General features: G+C 70.5%; 17 protein-coding genes. 7 read left to right on the top strand and 10 right to left on the bottom strand.

The features are described 5' to 3' along the window. Positions 1 to 108: 108 nt before the first annotated feature. Complete coding sequence (locus ACWPXK_RS09405; RefSeq protein WP_454195672.1) at positions 109 to 1,452, top strand: ABC1 kinase family protein; 1,344 nt, start codon at positions 109 to 111, stop codon at positions 1,450 to 1,452. Between the two features lie 377 nt (positions 1,453 to 1,829). Here the strand turns inward: ACWPXK_RS09405 and ACWPXK_RS09400 are convergent, their stop codons facing one another. The 5 genes from ACWPXK_RS09400 to ACWPXK_RS09380 all read right to left on the bottom strand — a co-directional run bounded on the left by ACWPXK_RS09400 (position 1,830) and on the right by ACWPXK_RS09380 (position 5,865). After that, on the bottom strand, positions 1,830 to 2,156 hold the full coding sequence (locus ACWPXK_RS09400; protein ID WP_454195671.1) for a WhiB family transcriptional regulator: 327 nt from the start codon (positions 2,154 to 2,156) through the stop codon (positions 1,830 to 1,832). Positions 2,157 to 2,293: 137 nt separating this feature from the next. Then, entirely contained in the window at positions 2,294 to 2,632 is a 339-nt protein-coding gene (locus ACWPXK_RS09395) for a hypothetical protein (RefSeq protein ID WP_454195670.1), read from the bottom strand. 109 nt (positions 2,633 to 2,741) lie between these two features. Beyond that, positions 2,742 to 4,892 carry an ATP-dependent DNA helicase UvrD2 gene (locus ACWPXK_RS09390; RefSeq protein WP_454196403.1) on the bottom strand — a complete coding sequence of 717 codons (2,151 nt, stop codon included), beginning with the start codon at positions 4,890 to 4,892 and terminating at the stop codon, positions 2,742 to 2,744. Between the two features lie 58 nt (positions 4,893 to 4,950). Continuing rightward, complete coding sequence (locus ACWPXK_RS09385) at positions 4,951 to 5,427, bottom strand: MarR family winged helix-turn-helix transcriptional regulator (protein WP_454195669.1); 477 nt, start codon at positions 5,425 to 5,427, stop codon at positions 4,951 to 4,953. Between the two features lie 9 nt (positions 5,428 to 5,436). After that, positions 5,437 to 5,865, bottom strand: a complete 429-nt coding sequence (locus ACWPXK_RS09380) for an EVE domain-containing protein (RefSeq protein ID WP_454195668.1) — start codon at positions 5,863 to 5,865, stop codon at positions 5,437 to 5,439. A gap of 189 nt (positions 5,866 to 6,054) precedes the next feature. On the opposite strand from ACWPXK_RS09380, the gene ACWPXK_RS09375 reads away from it, so the two are divergent. Beyond that, the gene (locus ACWPXK_RS09375) at positions 6,055 to 6,285 is read left to right on the top strand and encodes a mycoredoxin (protein WP_364334189.1); all 231 of its coding nucleotides are present in this window, start codon (positions 6,055 to 6,057) and stop codon (positions 6,283 to 6,285) included. A 47-nt stretch (positions 6,286 to 6,332) separates the two neighbouring features. Here the strand turns inward: ACWPXK_RS09375 and nudC are convergent, their stop codons facing one another. Both nudC and ACWPXK_RS09365 read right to left on the bottom strand, forming a co-directional pair. Then, positions 6,333 to 7,238: an NAD(+) diphosphatase gene (nudC, locus tag ACWPXK_RS09370; protein WP_454195667.1), complete on the bottom strand. Its 906-nt coding sequence runs from the start codon at positions 7,236 to 7,238 to the stop codon at positions 6,333 to 6,335. Positions 7,239 to 7,285: 47 nt separating this feature from the next. After that, entirely contained in the window at positions 7,286 to 8,341 is a 1,056-nt protein-coding gene (locus ACWPXK_RS09365; RefSeq protein ID WP_454195666.1) for a potassium channel family protein, read from the bottom strand. 290 nt (positions 8,342 to 8,631) lie between these two features. On the opposite strand from ACWPXK_RS09365, the gene ACWPXK_RS09360 reads away from it, so the two are divergent. Beyond that, a complete protein-coding gene (locus ACWPXK_RS09360) occupies positions 8,632 to 8,988 on the top strand; it encodes a DoxX family protein (RefSeq protein WP_454195665.1) in 357 nt (118 codons plus the stop codon). On the opposite strand, the gene ACWPXK_RS09355 is transcribed toward ACWPXK_RS09360, so the two are convergent. The 3 genes from ACWPXK_RS09355 to ACWPXK_RS09345 all read right to left on the bottom strand — a co-directional run bounded on the left by ACWPXK_RS09355 (position 8,945) and on the right by ACWPXK_RS09345 (position 17,191). Beyond that, positions 8,945 to 13,516 carry a UvrD-helicase domain-containing protein gene (locus tag ACWPXK_RS09355; protein WP_454195664.1) on the bottom strand — a complete coding sequence of 1,524 codons (4,572 nt, stop codon included), beginning with the start codon at positions 13,514 to 13,516 and terminating at the stop codon, positions 8,945 to 8,947. The genes ACWPXK_RS09360 and ACWPXK_RS09355 overlap by 44 nt on opposite strands. Positions 13,517 to 13,592: 76 nt before the next feature. Beyond that, entirely contained in the window at positions 13,593 to 13,778 is a 186-nt protein-coding gene (locus ACWPXK_RS09350) for a hypothetical protein (protein ID WP_454195663.1), read from the bottom strand. Then, positions 13,775 to 17,191, bottom strand: coding sequence for an ATP-dependent helicase (locus ACWPXK_RS09345; protein ID WP_454195662.1), 3,417 nt, complete (start codon positions 17,189 to 17,191; stop codon positions 13,775 to 13,777). The genes ACWPXK_RS09350 and ACWPXK_RS09345 overlap by 4 nt, the downstream gene beginning before the upstream one ends. 72 nt (positions 17,192 to 17,263) lie before the next feature. Between ACWPXK_RS09345 and ACWPXK_RS09340 the strand changes: the two genes are divergently transcribed. The 4 genes from ACWPXK_RS09340 (at position 17,264) to ACWPXK_RS09325 (ending at position 20,955) form a co-directional block, all read left to right on the top strand. Then, positions 17,264 to 18,040 (top strand): alpha/beta hydrolase, encoded by a 777-nt coding sequence (locus ACWPXK_RS09340; protein WP_454195661.1) that lies wholly within the window; start codon positions 17,264 to 17,266, stop codon positions 18,038 to 18,040. A gap of 4 nt (positions 18,041 to 18,044) precedes the next feature. Beyond that, complete coding sequence (locus tag ACWPXK_RS09335) at positions 18,045 to 18,356, top strand: MGMT family protein (protein ID WP_454195660.1); 312 nt, start codon at positions 18,045 to 18,047, stop codon at positions 18,354 to 18,356. Between the two features lie 17 nt (positions 18,357 to 18,373). Then, the gene (locus ACWPXK_RS09330; RefSeq protein WP_454195659.1) at positions 18,374 to 19,129 is read left to right on the top strand and encodes a VOC family protein; all 756 of its coding nucleotides are present in this window, start codon (positions 18,374 to 18,376) and stop codon (positions 19,127 to 19,129) included. 83 nt (positions 19,130 to 19,212) lie between these two features. Beyond that, the gene (locus ACWPXK_RS09325; RefSeq protein WP_454195658.1) at positions 19,213 to 20,955 is read left to right on the top strand and encodes an NTP transferase domain-containing protein; all 1,743 of its coding nucleotides are present in this window, start codon (positions 19,213 to 19,215) and stop codon (positions 20,953 to 20,955) included. Positions 20,956 to 21,493: the final 538 nt, after the last annotated feature.

The following is a 21,493-nucleotide window of genomic DNA, read 5'->3' as shown; positions in this document are numbered from 1 at the left end:
CGCGCCGGGCCGAGCGAAGGCGAGGCAGCCGCGTACCTCGGCGCGGGAGTCCGTCAGTGATCAAGATTGCCATGGCCGATTCGCTGGTCCGTCCGCCATGATGGGTACGTGTCAGAGATCGCGCGCAGTCGCTCGTCCCGCAACGCCAAGTTGGCCCGGATTCCGCTCGGCATCGCGGGCCGGGCCGCCGTGGGATTCGGCAAGAAGCTCGCCGGAGGCGACAAGACCGAGATCAACGCCCAGCTCAACCAGAGAGCCGCCGAACAGTTGTTCACCGTGCTCGGCGAACTCAAGGGCGGCGCCATGAAGTTCGGCCAGGCGCTCAGCGTCATGGAGGCCGCCGTTCCGGAGGAGTTCGGCGAGCACTACCGCGAGGCGCTGACCAAGCTGCAGGCCGCCGCGCCGCCGATGCCGGCCGCGACCGTCCATCGCATGCTCGACCAGCAACTCGGCACGCAGTGGCGCACCCGCTTCCGTGAGTTCGACGACATCCCGGCCGCATCGGCCAGCATCGGCCAAGTGCACCGGGCGGTGTGGTCGGATGGGCGACCGGTCGCGGTGAAGGTGCAGTATCCCGGCGCGGATGACGCGTTGCGGGCGGACCTCAAGACCCTGTCCCGCATGACCGGCCTGATCGCCTCGGTGGTCCCCGGCGCGGACGTGAAACCGATTCTCGCCGAGATCACCGAGCGCACCGAAGAGGAACTGGACTACCGCAACGAGGCGGCCAACCAGCGCGCCTTCGCCAAAGGCTTCGACGGACACGGCGAAATCGTCGTGCCGAAGGTGGTGGCGAGCGCGCCGAAGGTGATCGTCACGGAATGGCTGGATGGGACCGCCGTTTCCGCGATCATCAAGCAGGGCGGCGAGGATCCGGCGGGTACCCTCGCGCTGCGCAATCGAGTCGCGGCTCTGATGGGCCGCTTTCACTTCTGCTCCCCGGAAGTCGTCGGCCTGCTGCATGCCGACCCGCATCCGGGCAATTTCATGATGCTGCCCGACGGCAGACTCGCCGTCATCGATTTCGGTGCCTGCGCGCCGATGCCCAACGGCTTCCCCCCGGTATTGGGCCGGATGCTGGCCTTGGCGGTAGAGGAACGCTTCGCCGAGCTCACCGAGTTGCTGTACGACCACGGCTGGGTGATCCCGGGCCGGGTGGTCACCCATCAGGAAATCGCCGACTATCTGCGCCCGTTCACCGATCCGATCCGCGCCGACTCGTTCCACTTCACGCGCAGGTGGATGCAGCGGGTGGCGGGCAAGGCTTCGGAGTTCTCCAGCCCGGAGATGAAAACCGCTCGGGCGCTGCAACTTCCGGCGGAGTACGTGATGATCTTCCGGGTGCTCGGCGGTTCGGTGGGCATCCTGGCCCAGCTGGACGCCGAGCTGCCGTTCATGCAGCTGGTCCGCACCTGGATGCCCGGCTTCCGCGAGGAACGCACTGCCTCCTGAGCTGTGTTCGATTTGCAGCGCCTGCGGCGCTGCGTGTTCGCGGCCCCGGGAAGTCTCGCGTCCGAGCGACCGAGACTCGCGCCTGCGGCGCATGCGCTTCGGTCACTCGGACGCGAGACGGGCCGCGAACGGTGCTCGTAAGACTCGCACCCGACGGGACGGGAGTGCGATGGAAATCGGGATTGCGTTCGCGGCTGAGCCAGATCGGCGGTGATGACAACCGCATGCATCAGTCTTGTCGCTGACGGAAAACGCAGGGCAGCCGCCCACCGGACAAGGGTGAGCGGCTGGCCTGCTTTCTCGTTCGTTGGCTCGGCCCGTGCCGGGACCGACCGAATCGAGCACATCGACCGGAGGGAGGGAAGTCACTCCCCGACTCACGCCGGGACCGCGACCTTGCGCGGACGACCACGCGGACGCTTGCGGGCGATCACGACACCCTGGTCGAAGATCTCACCGCCCCAAACACCCCATGGCTCACGCCGATCGATGGCCGCGCTCAGGCAGCCCTTGCGGATCGGGCAGGTCGCGCACAGCGCCTTGGCCTGCTCCAACTGGACCGGGCTCTCGGCGAACCAGAGATCCGGGTCGCCGGCACGGCAGGGCAGGACCTTGGTGGGGGACTCCTGGGGACGAGTAGTCGACGCCACGGTTCGGCATGTCACGTCAGTAGCGGCTTGTGGCCAACCCTGTGCGGTGAACACGTCGTTCTCCTTCAGCTCGTTTGCAGCGGTTCGTTTCGTTGTCGCGAAACCGGTGCCTGGTGGCTGAAGGGCCGGAGAAGATTGGCCACGGTTTCGCTGTCGTGCGATCCGTGGCCAGGAGGTCGGGGAGGAGTTCCCTACCTAGGTCGACATCTCTGTCGAATCCTGTTCACGGTCGCTGGGTGTGCGGTGCGGAGGCGTGCTGCCCGCGGATCCGCCGGCTCGAAGCCGAACTCGTCCGCGAAGACGCCGACTGCTGCCTCGGCAGCCGTCGGGTGCCAGCCCGCGCTGGGCTTGTCCTGGATTTCGGTGCAAATGGATGCGGGCATGACAGCCGAATTCACTTTCGTGCCGAACATGCCGCAAACACCGATTCCGGACAGACCGATCCCCTGCAAGGCGAGGATCCCCCGGGAGGCCGCCATGGGCGCATAGACCGCAACGCCTTGGGCGTCGAAGTTCATGATGTTGTCCATTGCTCTGCCTCCCTCCTGTACTCGTTGTCGGTAACTGTGCGCGCCGAGATGACCTCCCGGTGCGTGAAATCCACCATAGGCAAGATCGCCCACGGCGACAACCTATTTTCTACCTGCGCTTTTGTGATGTGGATCGGATCCGGGACGCGACGATCCCGAGGACGTCCGCGCCGAACTGATCGATCTTCTTGGCGCCGATGCCCGCGATCGAGGCCAGCGCGGCGTCGTCGGCGGGCAGTTGTTCGGCGATCGCGGTGAGGGTGGTGTCGGTGAACACGACGAATTCGCGCACGCGCAACGCCTCTGCCTTCTCCGCGCGCCACTCCCGCAGTGCGGCAAGCAATTCCGCGTCCAGTTCGGCCGGGCAGCGGCGGCATCGGCCGAGCATGGTCGCGTACGTGCCGATCAGCGGTTTGGCGCAGACCCGGCAGGTCGGTCGGGCTTGTTTCGACGCGGGGGCGACCGGTGCCGCGATACGCGAGGCGGGCGACTCGTCGGGGACGAGGCCGTTGAGGAACCGGGAGCGCCGCCGCACGCGCCTGCCACCCTCGTTTCTGGCCAGCGCCCAGGACAGCCGTAACTGCTCCCGCGCCCTGGTGACTCCGACGTAGAGCAGCCGCCGCTCCTCCTCCAGCGCGGCCTGATCGGCCACCGAGCCGTCGTCGGCGAGGACATGCTGGATGGGCAGGGTGCCGTCGGAGAGGCCGACGAGGAATACCGCGTCCCACTCCAAGCCCTTGGCGGCGTGCAGGGAGGCCAGCGTGACGCCCTGCACCGTGGGTGGATGCCTGGCCTCGGCGCGGGCAGCGAGTTCGCGCAGCAGCCCGGGCAGGTCGAGACGATCGTCGTGGCCGACCAGTTCCTCGGTCAGGCGTACCAAGGCGACCAGCGAGGACCAGCGCTCGCGCGCCTGCGCGCCCGCGGGTTCGGTGGCGGTGAGGCCGATCGGGGCGAGCGCCGCGCGAACCAGCGAGACCAGGGCTCTACCGCTGCGCGCCTGGTCGGGTAGATCGTCGCGGGACGCGGCCTGACGCAGTGCCTGCACGGCCTGTTTGACCTCGGTGCGCGCGAAGAAGCCCTCACCGCCGCGCACCTGGTAGGGGATGCCGCGCTCGGTGAGTGCCTGCTCGTAGCTCTCCGATTGGGCGTTGATGCGATAGAGCACCGCGATCTCGGCGGCGGGCGTGCCCGCCTCGATGAGCCTGGCGATCGCCTTGGCCACCGCCGCGGCCTCGGCGGGAACGTCGTCGTACTCGGCGAACCCGGGTTCGGATCCGTCGGGCCGCTGTCCGATGAGTTGCAATCTGGTGCCCGCGATGCGGCCGCGCGCCGCGCCGATCACCCGGTTGGCCAGCGAAACCACCTGCGGAGTCGAGCGATAATCGCGTTCCAATCGCACCACCGTCGCGTCGGGGTATCGGCGGGAGAAATCGAGCAAGTAGTTCGGCGTGGCGCCGGTGAACGAGTAGATCGTCTGATTGGCGTCGCCGACGACGGTGATGTCATCGCGGTCGCCGAGCCATGCGTCGAGCACCCGCTGCTGTAGCGGTGTGACGTCCTGGTATTCGTCGACGACGAAACTGCGGTAGCGGCCGCGGAATTCGTCGGCCACCGCCGGATAGTCCTCCAGCGCGGCCGCCGTGTGCAGCAACAGGTCGTCGAAGTCCAGCAGCAGCCCGTCCGGCGTGGCTTTGAGTTTCTCGTAGCCCGCGTACACGTCGGCGACGCGCATGGCGTCGTAAGGCGTCTCGCGCCTGCGCTCGGTGACCGCCGCGGTGTAGTCCTCCGGCGCGATGAGCGATGCCTTCGCCCACTCGATTTCGCTCAGCAGGTCGCGAACGCTGTCGGTGGAAGTGGACAGTCCGGCCCGGTTCGCCGCCTGCGCGACGATCGGGAACTTGGCGTCGATCAACCGCCACGGCACGTCGCCGACGATCTGCGGCCAGAAGTACTTCAGCTGCCGCAACGCCGCCGCGTGGAACGTCCGCGCCTGCACCTTGGCGGCCTCGCCGCCGAGGCCGAGCGCGCGCAACCGGGTCCGCAGCTCCCCCGCCGCTCGCGCGGTGAACGTCACCGCGAGCACCTGATCGGCCTTGACCTGCCCCTGCGCGACCAGATGCGCGATGCGGTAGGTGATGGTCCTGGTCTTGCCGGTGCCCGCGCCCGCGAGCACGCACACCGGACCGCGCGGCGCGCGCACGGCGGCGTCCTGCTCGGGATCGAGGTCGGCGAGGTCGAGTGCGGGCACGCGGTCCATCATGACAGCGCCCACCGACACAGACAGTGTCGCCGTCACGGCCGGACCCGCCGCCGAGTGCTCAGCGTGCGCTTCGATCGCGCAGCAGCCGCAGCGAGCGCGCGAAGGCACCGCCCTGCCTACCGAGCGGTGCGAAGAACTCCTGGTCGCAAGTCTCGACCGCCAGGATGGCCCGGTTCGCCAGTGTCACCCCGGCTTCGGTGGCGACGAGGGCCTTGGCCCGGCGATCGCTCGGGTGGTCGCGGCGCTCGATCAGGCCCTTCTCCGCGAGCGCACGCAGTACCTGGGAGGTCATCATCGGGTCGGTGGCGGCGTGCTCGGCCAGGTCACGCTGACGCACCGGATCGTCGCGGCCCGCGGCGAGGTAGACCAACGAGGCGAGCAACACGAACTGCACGTGGGTCAGGTCGAACGGGGCCAGTGCCGCCCGCTGCGCGGCCTGCCAGCGGTTGGTCACCTGCCACAGCAACAGTCCTGGACTTTCCTCGGCCGTGCGGAACCTGCTGCGCAGTCCCGCGTCCGGCGCCTGCTCATGCATCGGTCTCCCTCACTCCTGCGCCATGGTCCGCGCGATCAGCGCGTAGTCATGCGCGCTGAGTTCTACCAGGCCGCGGCGCAGCACCATGCCCCAGTTCGGCACGCTGGTGAGGTCCAGGTCGTCACGCAGCGCGTCGATCGGCGTCTCCCGCGCCCCCTGCCGATAGCTCACCGACCGTCGCCACGGCCGGAAGCAGCCGCCGTCCTGCGGGTCGGCCTGCCAGGCAGGCCGGTCGTCGATGGTGCCGATCGCGGTGAACGAGCGGACCGGCGCTCCGGCGCGCATTCCCTCGCGCGGCGAGTAGTAGACCAACCCGTCGCCCGGCCGCATGCGCTCCACCGCCGCACGCTTCCCATGGTTGGCCTGCGCGATCCCGAGTGCGACGCCACGCAGGACATGTTCCCGGGATACGACGGCCAGCCAGTACCTTGCGCTCACGACTCCGCCTCGAAGAAGGCAGCGGGCGGTGCGGTGGAGATGGCATGAGCAGTGGGGATTATCGGCATGAATTTAGTATGCGCGCATATCAAATTCTGGGCAAGTGACCCAGAAGAACGTTCGAGTTGGAACAGTGCGGGGTGCTTCGGCGTTGCATCATCCGTGACGGATGCGAACCCCACTCTGACGATGTACTCGACCACCTGGTGCGGCTACTGCCGCAGGCTGAAGACACAGCTGGACGAGGCCGGTATCAGCTACGTCGAAATCGACATCGAACAAGATCCGGCGTCGGCCGAGTTCGTCGGCAGCGTCAACGGGGGCAACCACGTCGTGCCCACCGTGAAGTTCGCCGACGGCTCCACCGCGACCAACCCGTCGCTGGCCACCGTCAAGCAGACCCTCGCCGGTCTGTCCTGATCGCCCACTCCGTGCGGACCGTGCCGGTCCCCACGGAGTGTGCGCTTTCAGTCGATCGCCGCCCAGGATTCGACGATGGTGCGCGCGATGGAGATCGAACCCGGCAGCAACAGCCGCGCACCCTCGCCGCGCGCGGACCAGTCGCCCATCGCCAGCGCTTCGCGCACCTCGGCGCGGGTGAACCAGTTGGCCTCGGCGATCTCGCCGTCGGAGAAGGCCAGCGGCTGGTCGGGGTCGGCGACGGCGGCGAAGCCGAGCATCAGTGAGCGCGGGAACGGCCACGGCTGGCTGCCCAGGTAGGTGATCTCGCGCACGTCGAGGCCGACCTCCTCGCGCATCTCCCGCTCGACGCAGCGCTCCAGCGACTCACCCGCCTCGACGAACCCGGCCAGCAGGGAGAACAGCGACTTCGGCCAGCTGTGCTGGCGCGCGAGCAGCACCCGATCGCCGCCGTCGTGGATCAGGCAGATCACCGCGGGGTCGATGCGGGGGAATTCCTCGTAGCCGCTCTCGGTGACGCGCGACCAGCCGGCCTTGGATGCGGTGGTCACGGTGCCGTCCGCGCCGTTGAACCCGGCCTTGTCGTGCCAGTTCAGCAGCGCGATCGCGGTGGACAGCAAACCGGCGGTGCGGTCGTCGATGCTGCCGCCCGCGAGCGCGCGCAGATCGGTGAGCGTGCCCTCCAATTCCGGATCGCGGATCGCCCACAGGTGGACGCCGTCCTCGACGCCGAGGAATACCGCGGCCGGGCTCGGCTCCGCGGACAGCTCGAGCGCGGCGTCCAAGACCAGCACGCCGTCGTCGAAACGGACCTGCCCGCGCCGATTGATCCGCAAGAGTTTCGCCTCGCTCCAGCCCTCTTTCAGGGCCTGGGCGTCGCCCCGGATCTCCTCCGCGCGATCGACGACGGAACGGGACAACAGCGGAACACCATTGAGCTGAAAAGCGGGCACGGTTCGAGACTATCGCGCCGGAGTTACCGCCCGGCTCGCCGCCGGTGTCACTTGCCCGCCCGGCGGATGTACAGCAGCTTGTCGCCCGCCTCGATCGCGTCCACCTCCGGCTCGCCGACGCGGACCAATACTCCGTCGCGCACCACGCCGAGCACGATATCGCTGAGATGCCGTGGCGAGCCGCCGATCTCGGCGGGCTCGACCTCGCGTTCGGCGACGGCGAAACCCTCCTGGGGCGTCAGCAGGTCCTCCATCATCTCCACCACGGTCGGCGTGGTCGTGGCGATGCCGAGCAACCGGCCCGCGGTCTCCGAGGACACCACCACCGAATCAGCCCCCGACTGACGCACCAGGTGGGTGTTCTCCGCCTCGCGGACCGCGACCACGATCTTGGCCGTCTTGTTCAGCTCGCGGGCGGTCAGGGTGACCAGCACGGCGGTGTCGTCGCGGTTCGTGGCGACCACGACCGACGCGGCGTTCTGCACGGTCGCCAGCCGCAGCACGTCGGACTGGGTGGCCGAGCCGTGCACCGTGACCAGCCCGGCGTTCGCGGCCGCCTCCAAGGCGACCACGTCGGTGTCGACCACGACGATGTCGGCGGGCTGTACCCCGTCGCCGAGCATGGCGTCGATCGCGGTCCTGCCCTTCGTGCCGTATCCGACGACCACGGTGTGATTGCGCACGCTGTGCCTCCATCGCTGAATCTTGAAAGCCTGCCGGGAGCGTTCCGTCAGCACACCGAGCGTGGTTCCGACGAGGACGATGAGGAACAGGATGCGCAGCGGCGTGATGATGACGATGTTCGCCAATCGCGCCTCGGCCGATACGGGGTGGATGTCGCCGTATCCGGTGGTCGACAGCGACACCGTGGCGTAGTAGAAGGCGTCCAGGAACGACAGTTCGTTACCCGAATTGTCGTGGTAGCCCTCGCGACCGACATAGACCACGACCGCGGCCAGGAGCAGCAGTGAAGCCGCGAACAGCACCCGCCTTGTCAGCGAAATCCATGGGCTCATCTGCACTTCCGGGATGCGCAGCACCCCGACAAGCGCGAAGTGGGGACGGCTGGACAACCCGAGGCCACGTGCTCGATCACCGAACATCGGACACACCTGTGTTCGTTCTCCCGGCGCCCGCGGCGCCGCGTGTTCGCTCCGCTCGCAAACCGGAGTGGGACCGCGGGGTCGGACGGTCGCTCGTGTCGGTCATCTCGGTGTTCCTTGTAGCTCCGGCACAGGACGGGAGCCTACCCGCGTCCGATTCGCCGCGCCTGGGGCGCACTCGGCAATCCCGCGCCCGCTCTCGACGCGAACACGGATGAATGCAAGGGTGCCCTCATGGCAGAAGACACGCTGACACCCGCGCACGACACCGGGCGGCACCCCGCGGCGCCTTGGCCGCCCTGCTGTTCGGCACCGGGGTGCTGCATTTCCTGTGGCCCAAGCCCTTCGATGCGATCGTGCCGCGCGTCCTGCCCGGACGTGCCCGCGACTACACCTACGCATCCGGCGTGGCCGAACTCGGCGTCGCCGCCGCGCTCGCGATCCCGCAGACCCGCGGCTTCGGCGGACGCTTGGCCGCGCTGCTGTTCATCGCGGTGTTCCCGGCCAACGTCCAGTTCGCCGCGGACATGCTGGCGAGCCAGAAGGCGCCCCGGCTGGTCAAGATCGGCTCGGCGCTGCGGCTTCCGCTGCAGATCCCACTGATCACCGGGTCGCTGGCGGTGAGTCGACGGGCGCGGCGTTCCTGATCAGTCCGGCCAGTTCGGCGGGACCGGCCAGCGTGGCCGGCGCGATGGTGCGTCCGGTGCGCACGTAGTGGAACGCGGCGCCGATCCGCGGCAGCATCTCCTGTTCGGAGCGGCCCTCGCGGGCGGCCGTCAACCGTGCCCAGGCCAAGCGATAGACGGCCAGCTGCATGGCGACCGCGGGTTCCTCGGCGGGGCTCGGCTCGGCGCCGGTCTTCCAGTCGACCACGATCCAGCGGCCGCCCGGTTCGGCGAACACCGCGTCCATGCGCCCGCGGATCACGGTGCCCGCGATCGAGGTCTCGAACGGGATCTCGACCTCGATCGGGCTGCGGTTGGCCCACGGCGAGTTCAGGAACGCCTCCTGCATCGCGGTCAGGTCGGCGTCCAATCCCGAGTCGGCCGCGCTGTCGGCGGCGCCCGGCAGTTCATCGAGGCCGAGCAGCCGGGTGGAGCTGAACCACCGCTGTACCCAGGCGTGGAAGGCGGTGCCGCGGCGGGCCAGCGGATTCGGCGGGTAGGGCAGCGGACGACGCAGGCGCGCGGCGAGTTTCGCCGGGTCGGCGCGGAGCTCGACCAGCGCCGTCGCCGCGATCTGACCGGGCAGCTCGACCACCTCGGCGGCGGCCGCGGCCGCGTGATGCTCGGCCAGCAGGGCGTCGACGTCGGCGGCCCAGCCTTCGGGGTCGTCCGGGTCCGGCGCGCGATGTGCCTGCTCGGGCGAATAGGTGTCCACCGGTGGCGGCGGCGCGAAGCCGGTGGCGAAGGCGGGCTCGTCGGCCGACAGGTACTCCTCGACCGGGTCCGGGCCGGGTCCGTAATAGGGCTCGAGATCCGCGTACGGGTCGGCATACTCAGTTGCGCTGAAATCGAAGTCGGGTGGGTCCGCGAACTCGTCGAGTGGATCCGGGGGGAAGTCGTCATCGGGCGGGTAGTGGTCAGGGGCGTGGATCGCATCCCGGTGTGCGGCCGGGTCGGTAGCGGGTGTGTCCGCCACCTCGTCGCGGAGTGATTCGGTGCGGCGGTCGTCCCCGTCGCGAAGCGATTCCGCAATGCGGTCGTCCTCGCCGCCAAGCGATTCCGCGACGCGGTCGTCCCCACCGCGAACGGATTCAGCGCGGTCGTCCCCACCGCGAACGGATTCAGCGCGGTCGTCCGCACCGCTAAGCGATTCCGCGACGCGGTGGTCCGCGGCGCCGCGCGCATTCGGGCCGTTGTGTGCGGCGGTTGGGTGCGCACGAAGATCGGCGAGAGCGGCGCGGACCAGATCGGCGCCCTGTTCGATGGGGTCGCGGCGGGTGCCGAGTGGGTCGCGGGGCCATTCGGCGGTGGCCGGGTTATCGGTGAAAGGGTTGACGGCGTCGGGCGCGGGCGGGTCGTCCCACCGATCGATCGCCAGGACATCGTGCGCCGGGCTGCCGGGGTCTTCGTTCGCGCGCTTCAACTCCAGCAGGAAATCCGAGGGACCCTTGGGGGAGCCGCCGGTCTCCGCCCAGTGGTGCGCCGAAACCAGCAGCATGCGTTCGGTTCTGGTGAGCGCGACGTAGAACAGGCGGCGCTCCTCGTCGATCCGGCGGCGCTCCAGCGCCTCCTTGTGCGCCTTGATCGCGCGGTCGAGGTCGGAGCGGTCGTACAGATCGCTGAGGTCGAGCACCGGAACGCCTTCGGCCGCGTCGTCCTGTCTGCGGTCGCCCCGCAACGACGTGGGCAGCTCGGCGAGCGCGCCCAGCCAGGTGCCGGAACCGACCTTGGACGGGAAGACGCCCTCCACCACATGCGGGACCGCGACGATCTCCCATTCCAGGCCCTTCGCGGCATGCACGGTCAGCACCTGGACCCGGTCCTTGGCGACCTCCACCTCCCCTGGTTCCAGCCCGTTCTCGACCTCCTCTGCGGCGGCGAGGAACGCGAGAAGCCCGCCAAGGGAGGCGCCGGTGTCCGCGGCGTAGCCGGCCACCACCTCGGCGAACGCGTCCAAGTGCTCGCGTCCGGCGCCTGTCCCCGCCATCGCCCGCCGCGTCTGGGTCTCCACACCCACCCCGATGGTGCGTTCGACATCGGCCACCAATTCCGCCAACGGCTGGCCGCTGCGTTCGCGCAACGCGGCCAGTTCCCGGCCCAGCGCCTCGATGCGGGCGAAACCAGCTTTCGAATAGTGCTGCGCCGGACCGGGATCGGCGATCGCGTCGGCCAGACCGGCTTTTTCCGCCGGTTCCGGTGCCACCTCGCGCAGCGCCTCCTCGAGTGCGGCGCGGTCGGCGATCTCGGCCGCGGCATCGGACCCGGGACGCCGGATCGACAAGTCCCTGGCCCGGCGGGCGAGCGCGGCGATGTCGGCGACACCGATGCGCCAGCGCGCGCCGGTCAGCACCCGCATGGCGGCGGTGCCCGAGCCCGGCTCGGCGATCAACCGCAGAGTCGCGACGATATCGGCGACCTCCGGCGTGGCGAGCAAGCCGCCGAGGCCGACGATCTCCACCGGAAGCCCTTGCGCACGAAGACCTTCCGCGAGCGGCGCGGCATCCGCGTTGCGGCGCACGAGCACCGCCGAGGTCGGCGGCGGCTGCTGGTCCGCGCGCCGGGCCGCCCATTCCGCGGCGATCCGCTCGGCCACCCACTCCCGTTCGGCCGCCACGGTCTCGGTCAGTACCAGCGCCACGACACCCGGCGCCGCATCAGGTTTCGCGCGCAACGCGTCAACGGTCACCCCGCCGCCCTCGATCGCCTTGCGGCGCAAGGGGTCCGCCACCAGATTCGCCAGTGCCAGCGCCTCCGGCGGATTGCGCCAGCTGGTCAGCAGCGCCAACGTGGGAGCGGGAACGCCAGGAGCACTGGGAAAGTCGGTGGCGAACCGGGGCAGATTCGCCGCGGACGCGCCGCGCCAGCCGTAGATCGATTGCATCGGGTCGCCTACGGCGGTCACGGCAAGACGTCGCGTACCCGGGTCATCCGGACCAGGCGGCCGAGCGTCTGAACCGGCGCGTGACGAGGGCGCGTCCCGCGCCGGGCGGACTACGCGCGGATCGTGCGCACCGGCACGCTGCGACTCGCCTTCTCCCATAGGCGGATCGAAATGCGCGGCATGTGTATCGCCGCGCCGCGACTTCGCCTCGCCCATCGACGAACCGAACGGCAGGTCTTGCGTATCATCGCGCGACGGTGCCGCGTTCCCCGGCGGAGAAGCCGAAACCCGCCCCTCCGCAGCTGAGTGCGGCAGCGGCCCACCCCGCTCGGACACGGCGACCTCGCGGCCTGGCGCACCCGCTTGCCGCGCCTGTATACCCGGGGGCGGATCCGAGTGCACGTCAGGTGCACCCGAAGGGGATGGCGCAACCCCGGTCAGGGACCCCGGAACTTGGTCCCCCGCAACAACCGACGGATCAACCGGCATCGGCCCGATATCTCGGCCCTGCGCACCAGGACGCTCCGATCGCGCAACCCGCGTCTCCGGATCGAAGTGCACGTCGTACCCGCCCCCGAGCGGCGGCGAATCCGGGTCATGGGTATCCGCGCGTGTCGACCGACCGTCCGGCAGCGCCGCGTCGGAATCCGGACCGGGTGGGCCGGGGCGGATCGGGGCGTTCCCGGGCCGGGACTCGGGTCCCTCGGCTCGCTCCTCGCCGCCGAACAGGGCGGCGAGCAGGACTCGCTGGGCGTGGCCGGTGTCCTGGTATTCGTCGAGCAGGACCAGACGGAAGCGGGCTCGTTCGGCGGCGGCTACTTCGGGGTGGTCGGCGGCCAGCCGGGCGGCCAGTGACATCTGCGCGCCGAAATCCAGTGCGCCGCGGCGGCGCAGCGCCTCCGAGAGCTCTTGCACAAGCGGCAGCAGCGCCACCCGTTCCCGCTGCACCTGCACGATATTCAGCAGCGTTTGGCTCGGCCCGCCGCGCTGGCGCGGACCCGCGGGCAGCGTGTACACCAGCTTCTCCAGCTCGGTGTGCGCCTCGGCCAATTCCTCGGGTTCGACCAGATGCTCGGCCAGCTGCCCGGACAGCGCGAGCACCGCCTCGGTGACCGACACCGGCGTGCGATCGGTGTCCAGGTCGCTGTCCCAGGTCCGGACCACCTGGTGGGCGAGCTGCCAGAGCTGGGTCTCGGTGAGCAGCGTCGCCGAGGGTTCCACCGGGAGCAGCAGCCCGTGTTCGGTGAGCAACCTGCCCGCGTACGAGTGGTATGTGCTGATTTCCGGTTCCGCGCCGGTCAGCTCCGTGCGCAGCTGACCGCTCGGGTCGAGCTCGCGCAGCAGTGGCGCACCGGCGAGCCGGGCCAGCCTGGTGCGGATGCGGGTGGTCAGCTGTTGTGCGGCTTTGCGTGTGAAGGTCAGGCCCAGCACCTCGTCGGGCCGGACGATCCGATTCGCGACCATCCACACCACGCGCGCGGCCATCGTCTCGGTCTTGCCCGCACCCGCGCCCGCGACCACCAGGGTCGGACCCGGCGGCGCCGCGATCACGGCCGCCTGCTCGTCGGTCGGCGGCGGCAGACCGAGCGCCTGCGCCAGCTGGTGCGGAGTCACCCGGCCGCCGCTCACGACTCCGCCTCGCCGACGCTCGGCTCCGCCATACGCGACCGCCCGCTGTGTCCTCGGTTCACTCGCTGACGCTCACTCACGACTCCGCCTCGCCCGCGCTCGGCCACGTCACGTCGATCACGGCCCACACCGGGTGCGCGCCCACCGGCTCCATGACCACTCCCGCTCGGTCGGTCATCGCCTCGCCCGGGGGTGTCCGCACCCCATCCGTGACCACCCGCGGCGGATACGAGCGTGCGGCGGCCTCGGTAGACCCGCTCACTCGTCGGTCACCTGTCTTCCCTTGTCCTGCACGGGGCAGCTGCCCGCGACCGCGCAGTGGCGGCAACCGTCGTTGCGCATGGCGAGGTAGCTGGGTCCCTGGGTGGCCGCGGCGGCTTCGTGGATCGTGTCACGCCACTTGCCGAGGGCCGCGGCGTCCAGCGGGGGCTGCATGCGCTGGGTCGCACCCTCCGCCTTGCTCGGTTTGGCGACGTACACCAACCGCGCTCCACCAGGTTCGGCGGTCGCGTCGGATTCAGTTGTGGCAGGAGTATTTTCAGCACCGGCATCGAGTGCGCCGTTGGCCGCCGCGACCTGGTAGGTCGCCAGCTGGGCGTGATCGGCGGCGGCCTGCTTGGTGACCGGGGACTTGCCGGTCTTCACGTCCACGATCACGAAGCGGCCCTGCGCGTCCCGTTCCAGACGGTCGACTCGGCCCCGAATCCGCACGGCGCGTTCGTCTTCCGTGCGCGCGGGCAGCACGCAATCGACCGGCACCTCGACACCGGCCTGGGTGAGTTCGCCGCGGGTGCTGCGGACCCAGGCCTGGAAGGTTTCCAGCATCGCCTCGGTGCGGCGCAGCTCCTGACGGGAGTGCCAGCCGGTGCCGGGATCCACCGCCCGCCAGGCACGATCCAGCGCCGCGCGCACCTGCTCCTCGGGCACCTTGCCCGCCAGCGCCTGCACCAGTGTGTGCACCAGGTTGCCCTTGACGGCGTGTGGATTGTCACCGTCGGTGCCGCCATGGCGTTCCAGCGCCCAGCGCAGCGGGCAGGTGCGCAGCAGTTCGACGGTGGAGGGCGACAGCGCCACCGCGCCGTCGTCGTCGGTCCACAGCGAACGCGGCGAACTGAGGTCGGCGGTGCCGTACCAGTCGTCGGGATGACTGCCGCGCACGCCCGCGTCCGCCAGCCGGGCCAGCTGATGCGCGGCCCGTCGCCTGCGGTCCGGGTCGGCCTCGGGATCACAGACCACGCCGCGCAATTCGGCCACCAAGGAATGCATCACCAGGGCACGCCCGGGATCGACGACCGGAAGCGCGCCGGGCTCGCCGTCGTCACCGTGCCCGAGCAACTCGGCGAGAAAACGCGACGGCACCAGATCTCGTTCCCCCGAAACCGATTCCACGGCCGTCACCAGCAACGATCTCCGTGCCCGGCTACACGCGACGAGCAGCAGCCTGCGTTCCTCGGCGAGGATCGGCGCCGCGCGGCTCACCCGCTCCCCGGCATCGGAGACGCCGGTGGTGAGATCGACCAGGTCCTCGGTGTGCAGTAGAGTGCCGCGCGAGCGCGGGTTGGGCCAGATCCCCTCCTGGACGGCGGCGACGGCGACCACGTCCCACTCCCGCCCGGCGGCGGCGTGCGCGCTCAGCAGCGCGACCGCCTCGCCCGGCGCGGTGCGGGGCGCGGCATCGTGCGGAATTTCCTGCCGCGACAGGTAATCGACGAAACCTTCGATGCTGGCCCGCGGCAGCCGATCGACATAGGCGGCCGCCGCGTCGAACAGCGTGACGGCGGCGTCCAGATCGCGATCTGCCTGCATGCCGACCGCGCCGCCGCGTTCGGATTGGGCGACCCAGCGCCGCTCCAGCCGGGACCCGGTCCACAGCGCCCACAGCACGTCCTCCAAGCCCGCGCCGCGCGCCCGCGCCTTGCGCGCCCGGTTCAGCGCGTCCAGCACCCGGCGCAGCGGCGCGGCCTCGACCTCGGTGAGCAGGTCCAGGATCGCCGCGTCGCCGGTTCCGATCAGGAGATCACGCAATACCTGTGCGGAGGGACGGTCGATGTCCGCGTCGCGATCCGGCGGCGAATCATCCTCGGTATCCATGGTTCTCGACCCCGCCTGGAGCACCGCGCGCCGGATGCCGCGCCGCAGGCGGCGCAAGGTGATCTGATCGGCGCCGCCGAGCGGCCCGGCCAGCAGATCGAGGGCGTCCTCCGGCTCGAACTCCGGTTCCGCTCCCCGCCCTACGGCCTCGCCCGCCAGCACCGCGCGCAGCGACAGCAGCATCCAGGCCGCGCCGCGCCTGCGCGCCAGTGGCGTGTCGAGCGCGGGCTGCTGCACCGGCACGCCCGCGGCCAGCAGGGCGCGGCGCAGCGGTGCCAGCGACAGCGGCACCGAACGGACGATCACCGCCATCCGCGACCACGGCACCCCGGCGGTGAGGTGCGCGCGGCGCAAATGGTCGGCGATCAGCGCGGCTTCCTTCGCGGGTGTGGCGAGCACGCGGACCCGCACCTCGGCGCCGTCGTCCTGCGGCGCCACCTGGTCGGAGACCGGAAAGCGCTGCGGCGCGGCGCCTGGCAGACGGGCGGCGATCCGCGCGACCGCCAGCCCCAGCTGACCGCTGAACCGATGATTGTCCCGCAGCACGACGCGCTGCCCTTCCGGCGCGTCCAGGTCGGCGACGAACCGCGCGTCCGCGCCGCGGAAGGCGAAGACGGCCTGATCGGGATCGCCGGCGATCACGGTGGTCCGCGCGCTGCGCCCGATCGCCTTGACCAGGATCGCCGCCTGCGGGTCGAGGTGCTGGGCGTCGTCGACCAGCAGGTATCCGATCCTGGAGCGTTCCGCGGCAAGCAGGTTCGGGTCGGCGGCCAGCGCGTCCAGCGCCGCGCCGACCAGCTCGGCCGCGTCCAGCGCGGGCGCCGTCGCCTCCGGCGCCTCCACGCCGACCGACCAGCGCAACAGCATGGTCTGTTCGTAGCGGAGGGCGAATTTGCCCGCCGCCACCCATTCCGGCTTGGCGTGCTCGCGGCCGAGCCGGACCAGATCCTCCGGCCCGATACCGCGCTCGGTGGCCCGGAGCATGAGATCACGCAACTGCTCGGCGAATCCGCCGAGCGCCAGCGCGGGCCGCAGTCGCTCCGGCCACAACCCGTTCGCGCCCTCGGCGATATCCGCCAAGTCGCCGCGCAACATTTCGCGTAGCACGGCGTCCTGCTCGGCGCCGGTCAGCAAACGCGGCGGCGGGTTGCCGTGCGCCATCGCGTGTCTGCGCAGCACCGAGAAGGCGTACGAGTGCACCGTGCGCACCAGTGGCTCCCGTGTGGCGCCGGGCACACCACCCTCGGCGCCGGGCTCGGATCCGGCCAGCCGCGCGGTGATGGCGTCGCGCACCGCGCGTGCTGCCTGCTTCGAATGGGCCAGCACCAGCACGGATTCGGGATCGGTCCCGGACGCGATGCGGGCGGCCGCGATATCGACCAGCAAGGACGTTTTGCCCGTACCAGGGCCGCCGAGCACCTGCCAGGGCCGCCACCCGGGGCGCGCCGGCCCGTCCTCGGCCGTGGCGTCCACCAGCGCGCGAACGTCGGCGCCCCAGTCTCGCGGCCGGGGCGCCACCATGTTCCGGCGAACAAGTCGCACCGCGCCATCCGATCGCACCACGCGGGCTATTGCAACAGACACGACCGACACGCCGGTACACCCCTCCGCTCGGCTGGCTCTGCGACCCATTCCGGCGCAGGTCACAATGAACCGGTGTCTGTTTTGAATGTCCATCGGTTCGGCCCGACGACCGGACCGGTGGTGCTCGCCCTGCACGGTGTGACCGGTCACGGCAAACGCTGGGAAGACCTGGCCACCCGGCATCTGCCCGACGTCCGTGTGCTCGCCCCTGACCTGCGCGGACACGGTCGCTCGACCTCGCTGCCGCCGTGGAACTTCGAGACCATCGTCGCCGACCTCGTCGAACTGCTCGCCGCCGAGGCCGACGGATCGGTTGTGGTGGTCGCGCATTCGTTCGGCGGCGCATGCGCGCTGCATCTGGCGCACCGACATCCGGAATTGGTGCGCAAGCTGGTGCTGCTCGACCCGGCGATCGCGCTGGAACCGGAATGGCTCAATCAGATCGCGCTGTCCACGCTGGTCTCGGCCGACTACGACAGCGTCGCGGAGGCACGCCAGGACAAGCTGGACAGTGGCTGGAGCGACGTGGAGCCGCGCCTGCTGGAGGCCGAGCTCACCGAACATCTGATGCCGATCGCGGACGGACGCTTCGGCTGGCGGATGAGCCTGCCCGCGATCAACTCCTACTGGGGCCAGCTGGCACGGCACTGGGTGCTGCCGCCACGGGAGCTGCCCACCGTGCTGGTGCAGGCGATGAAGGTCGACCCGCCGTTCGTCACGCCGGAGTTCCGCGCGGCGCTCACCGAGCACATGGGCGCCAGCCTGACGGTGCTGGAATGGAATTGCGATCACATGGTCGCCCAGGCGTACCCGGCCGAGACCGGTGAACTCGTGCGCTCGGTGCTCTGAACCGATGCCGACGACCGACGCCCAGATCGAGCAGGTGCGCGCGCTGGTGGCGTCGATCCCGCGCGGCAGGGTGGCCACTTACGGCGACATCGCCGCCGCCGTCGGCCTGTCCACGCCGCGCACGGTGGGCTGGATCATGCGCACCGACGCCGCCGACCTGCCCTGGCATCGCGTGCTCGGCGCCAGCGGCCGGCCGGCCGCGCACCTGGCCCATCGCCAGCTGCGCCTGCTCGCCGACGAGGGCGTGCCGATCCGGGACGGACGTGTCGACCTGCGCGCCGCCCGCTTCCCGTTCCCCGATCGCCCGGACCGCTGAGCGAGTACCGTTGACCCATGCCCACCCGCCTGGCGTGTGTCGTATTCGATGCCGACCGGCCGCGGTTGGTCGCGGACTTCTGGGCCGAGCTGCTCGGCTGGAGCGTGACGCTCGAGTGTCCCGATCGAGTGGACGTCGCGGCCCGCGAGGCCGACGGCCCCGGACTGGTCCTCACCTTCCTGCCCGCGCTGCGGGCCAAGATCGGCAAGAACCGCCTGCACCTCGACCTGGCCACCCGCTCGCTCGACCATCAGCGCACCCAGGTGGACCGGGCGCTGGCGCTGGGGGCGCGACGGGTGAACATCGGCCAGGGCGCGGTGCCATGGACGGTGCTGGCCGATCCCGAGGGCAACGAGTTCTGCGTACTCGAGCCCAGGGAGGAGTACGTGGACACCGGCGCCGTCGCGGCGATCGTGGTCGACACGCGCGACCCGGCGCGCCTGGCCGAATTCTGGTCGGTCGCCACCGGCTGGCCGTTCACGCACCGCGGCGCGCGACTGGCCGGGCTGCGTTCGCCGGCCGGGCTCGGCTCCTGGCTGGAGTTCGTGCAGACCCCGGACGCCGGGTCCGGCCGCACCAGGCTGCATCTGGATCTCACCTCCTTTCCGGCCGACGACCAGGCCGCCGAAGTGGCCAGGCTGCATGCCGCGGGCGCCAGGACGATCGATCGGGCCGCCCCGGCTCCCGACCGCGAGACCGATCTCGTGCTCGCCGACCCCGAAGACAACGAGTTCCGGCTGCTGCGGTCCGCCCGCTTCTGGTCGAACGCCTGATCCGGCGCCGTCCGCTCCCTGGGTTCCCGGCACCGACGAATTAGCATGGCCGCCATGGTGTACCTAGCTCGAGGTTGTGGCGTGTGACGGCCGTCGACGCGATCGTGCTCGCGGGCGGGCGGGCCAGCCGGATGGGCGGTGTGGACAAACCCGCGATCGTCATCGGCGGCCGTTCCATGCTCGAGGTGGCGCTCGCCGCGGTCGCCTCCTGCGCGCACACCGTGGTGGTCGGGCCGCACCGGCCCGAGCTGCCGCCGCAGATCATCCAGGTCAGGGAGGTGCCACCGGGGTCGGGTCCGGTGGCCGCGATCGATGCGGGGTTGCGTGCGCTCGGCTCCGCCGCGCCGCTGGTGGCGGTGCTCGCCGCGGACCTGCCGTTCCTCTCGGAGTGGGCACTCGCCGAACTCCTGCGGCACGCCAACGAGTCCGGTGCGGACGCGGTGTTCGCGGCCGACGAATCGGGTCGCCCGCAGTACCTGATCGGAGTGTGGCGGCGCTCCGCGCTGGCGGCCGCGCTGGACGGGCTCGGCGCGCTGATCAACCAGCCGATGAAGGCGCTGGTACCCGCCGACGCCGCGATCATCCCGCTGCCCGGGGTCGGCGACTGCGACACCGAGGAGCAGGTACGGCAGGCGAGGGCAGCGGTCGAAGCACCGCGCAGGCCTCCGTCGCTCGATCTCGACGAGGCGCGAAATCTCCTGCGCGGCGGGCTTTCCCGGCTGACCGCGTACGAGGCCGACCTGCGTTCGGTGACCGGCGCCGCGCTCGCGGGCCCGCTGACGGCGGCCGGGCCGCTGCCCCGCTTCGACGTGTCCGCGATGGACGGCTACGCGGTGGCCGGTGACGGGCCGTGGCGCCTGCGCCGCGATATCGGCTTCGCGGGCGGGCGGCGTCCGGTGGGACTGCTGTCCGGCGAGGCGGTGCGGATCGCGACCGGCGCGCATGTCCCGGACGGCACCACCGGCGTGCTGCGCGACGAGTTCGCGCACGTCGCCGGGCAAACTATCGACCGGCTGCCGGGCACTCCGCCGCGCGACGACATCCGCTGCCGCGGCGAGGACCGCGAGGTCGGTGATCTCGTCGCGCCGGAAGGCACGCCGGTCACCGCGGCGCTGATCTCCGCGGCCGCGAGCGTCGAGGTCACCGCGGCGCCGGTGCGCGGCCCGGTGCGCGCCCGCATCGTCATGACCGGCGACGAGATCCGCAGCGAGGGTCCGCTGCAGGCGGGCCAGACCCGCGACTCGATCGGCCCGATCCTGCCGGACCTGCTGTCGTGGTACGGCGTGCACACTGTCGACCGGGTGCACCTGCGTGACACTCCGCACGGCTTCGACGAGGTCCTGGCCACCTCGCCGGACGGCGACCTGCTGGTGATAGTCGGCGCGACCGGCGGCGGGGCCGCCGATCAGCTGCGTGCCGCACTGGCCCGCGCCGGGGCCGAGATCGTCGTGCCGCGCCTGCGCCTGCGTCCCGGCGGTTCCACCGTCGTCGCCGAGCTGGGGTCCGGTACCACGGTGCTCGGTCTGCCCGGAAACCCGTTCGCCGCCGTCGCGACGCTCATGGCCTTGGCGCCCGCGATCGTCGAGGGTCGCACCGGCGCGTCCGTGGCGCGTCCGCCGCGCGGGCCGTTGCGCAACGCCGCCGAGGTCGCGGGCCAGGTGCCGCGTATCGTCCCCGCCCGTGCCGTCGACGAGGGCGGATGGATCGGCGACCCGACCATTCGCACCGCGCACTTGGGCGGCCTGGTCGACCGCGACGGTCTGGTCGTCGTCCCGCCCGATGCCGTCGACGACGCGATCGTCGAGTTCCTTCCGCTGCGCTACTGAGCGCCGAGAAGGCGTCCGGGATGTGGACCGGTGCGATACATGATCACCACGAAGAACGAAAAAGGCTGCGATACTTGGGCTTCCAGCCGAGAGTGCGGAAGGTTGCGGTCATGCACTCAGCTCCTGGACCGCGAGGCATATGGAACCCATTCCACAGCAAGGTGTTTCGCATGCCCACGACGGTTGTCCCGGCCGACGACCGCATGCACCACGACAGCGGAATTGAATTCGTCGACATATGCGCGGCCCGGGTTCAAGACCATATCGGCACCGCGAAACTCTCCCTACGAGAGGGGCAGACTGTTCCTTATTACATTTCGATAGAGCACCTCCCGAGAGGCCTGAGAAAATGTATCATGCGCCGCAAGTGCAGCCGGATTCGCTAGTGAATACCGACACCAATAGCGCTTCTACCTGGGACGATGCAAACACTCGGCCGCTAAAGGCCATATTTTTCACTTTCTCTTCCCACAAGCCATATCCGCTCGCTATCGTGTGATCGTTAGGCGAATATCAATCCCCCGGAAAGGACCGAGTG

The sequence above is a fragment of the Nocardia sp. Marseille-Q1738 genome (genome assembly GCF_965283145.1).
The sequence above is the reverse complement of the archived record's forward strand: the minus strand, read 5'-3'. Positions and strand labels throughout refer to the sequence as shown.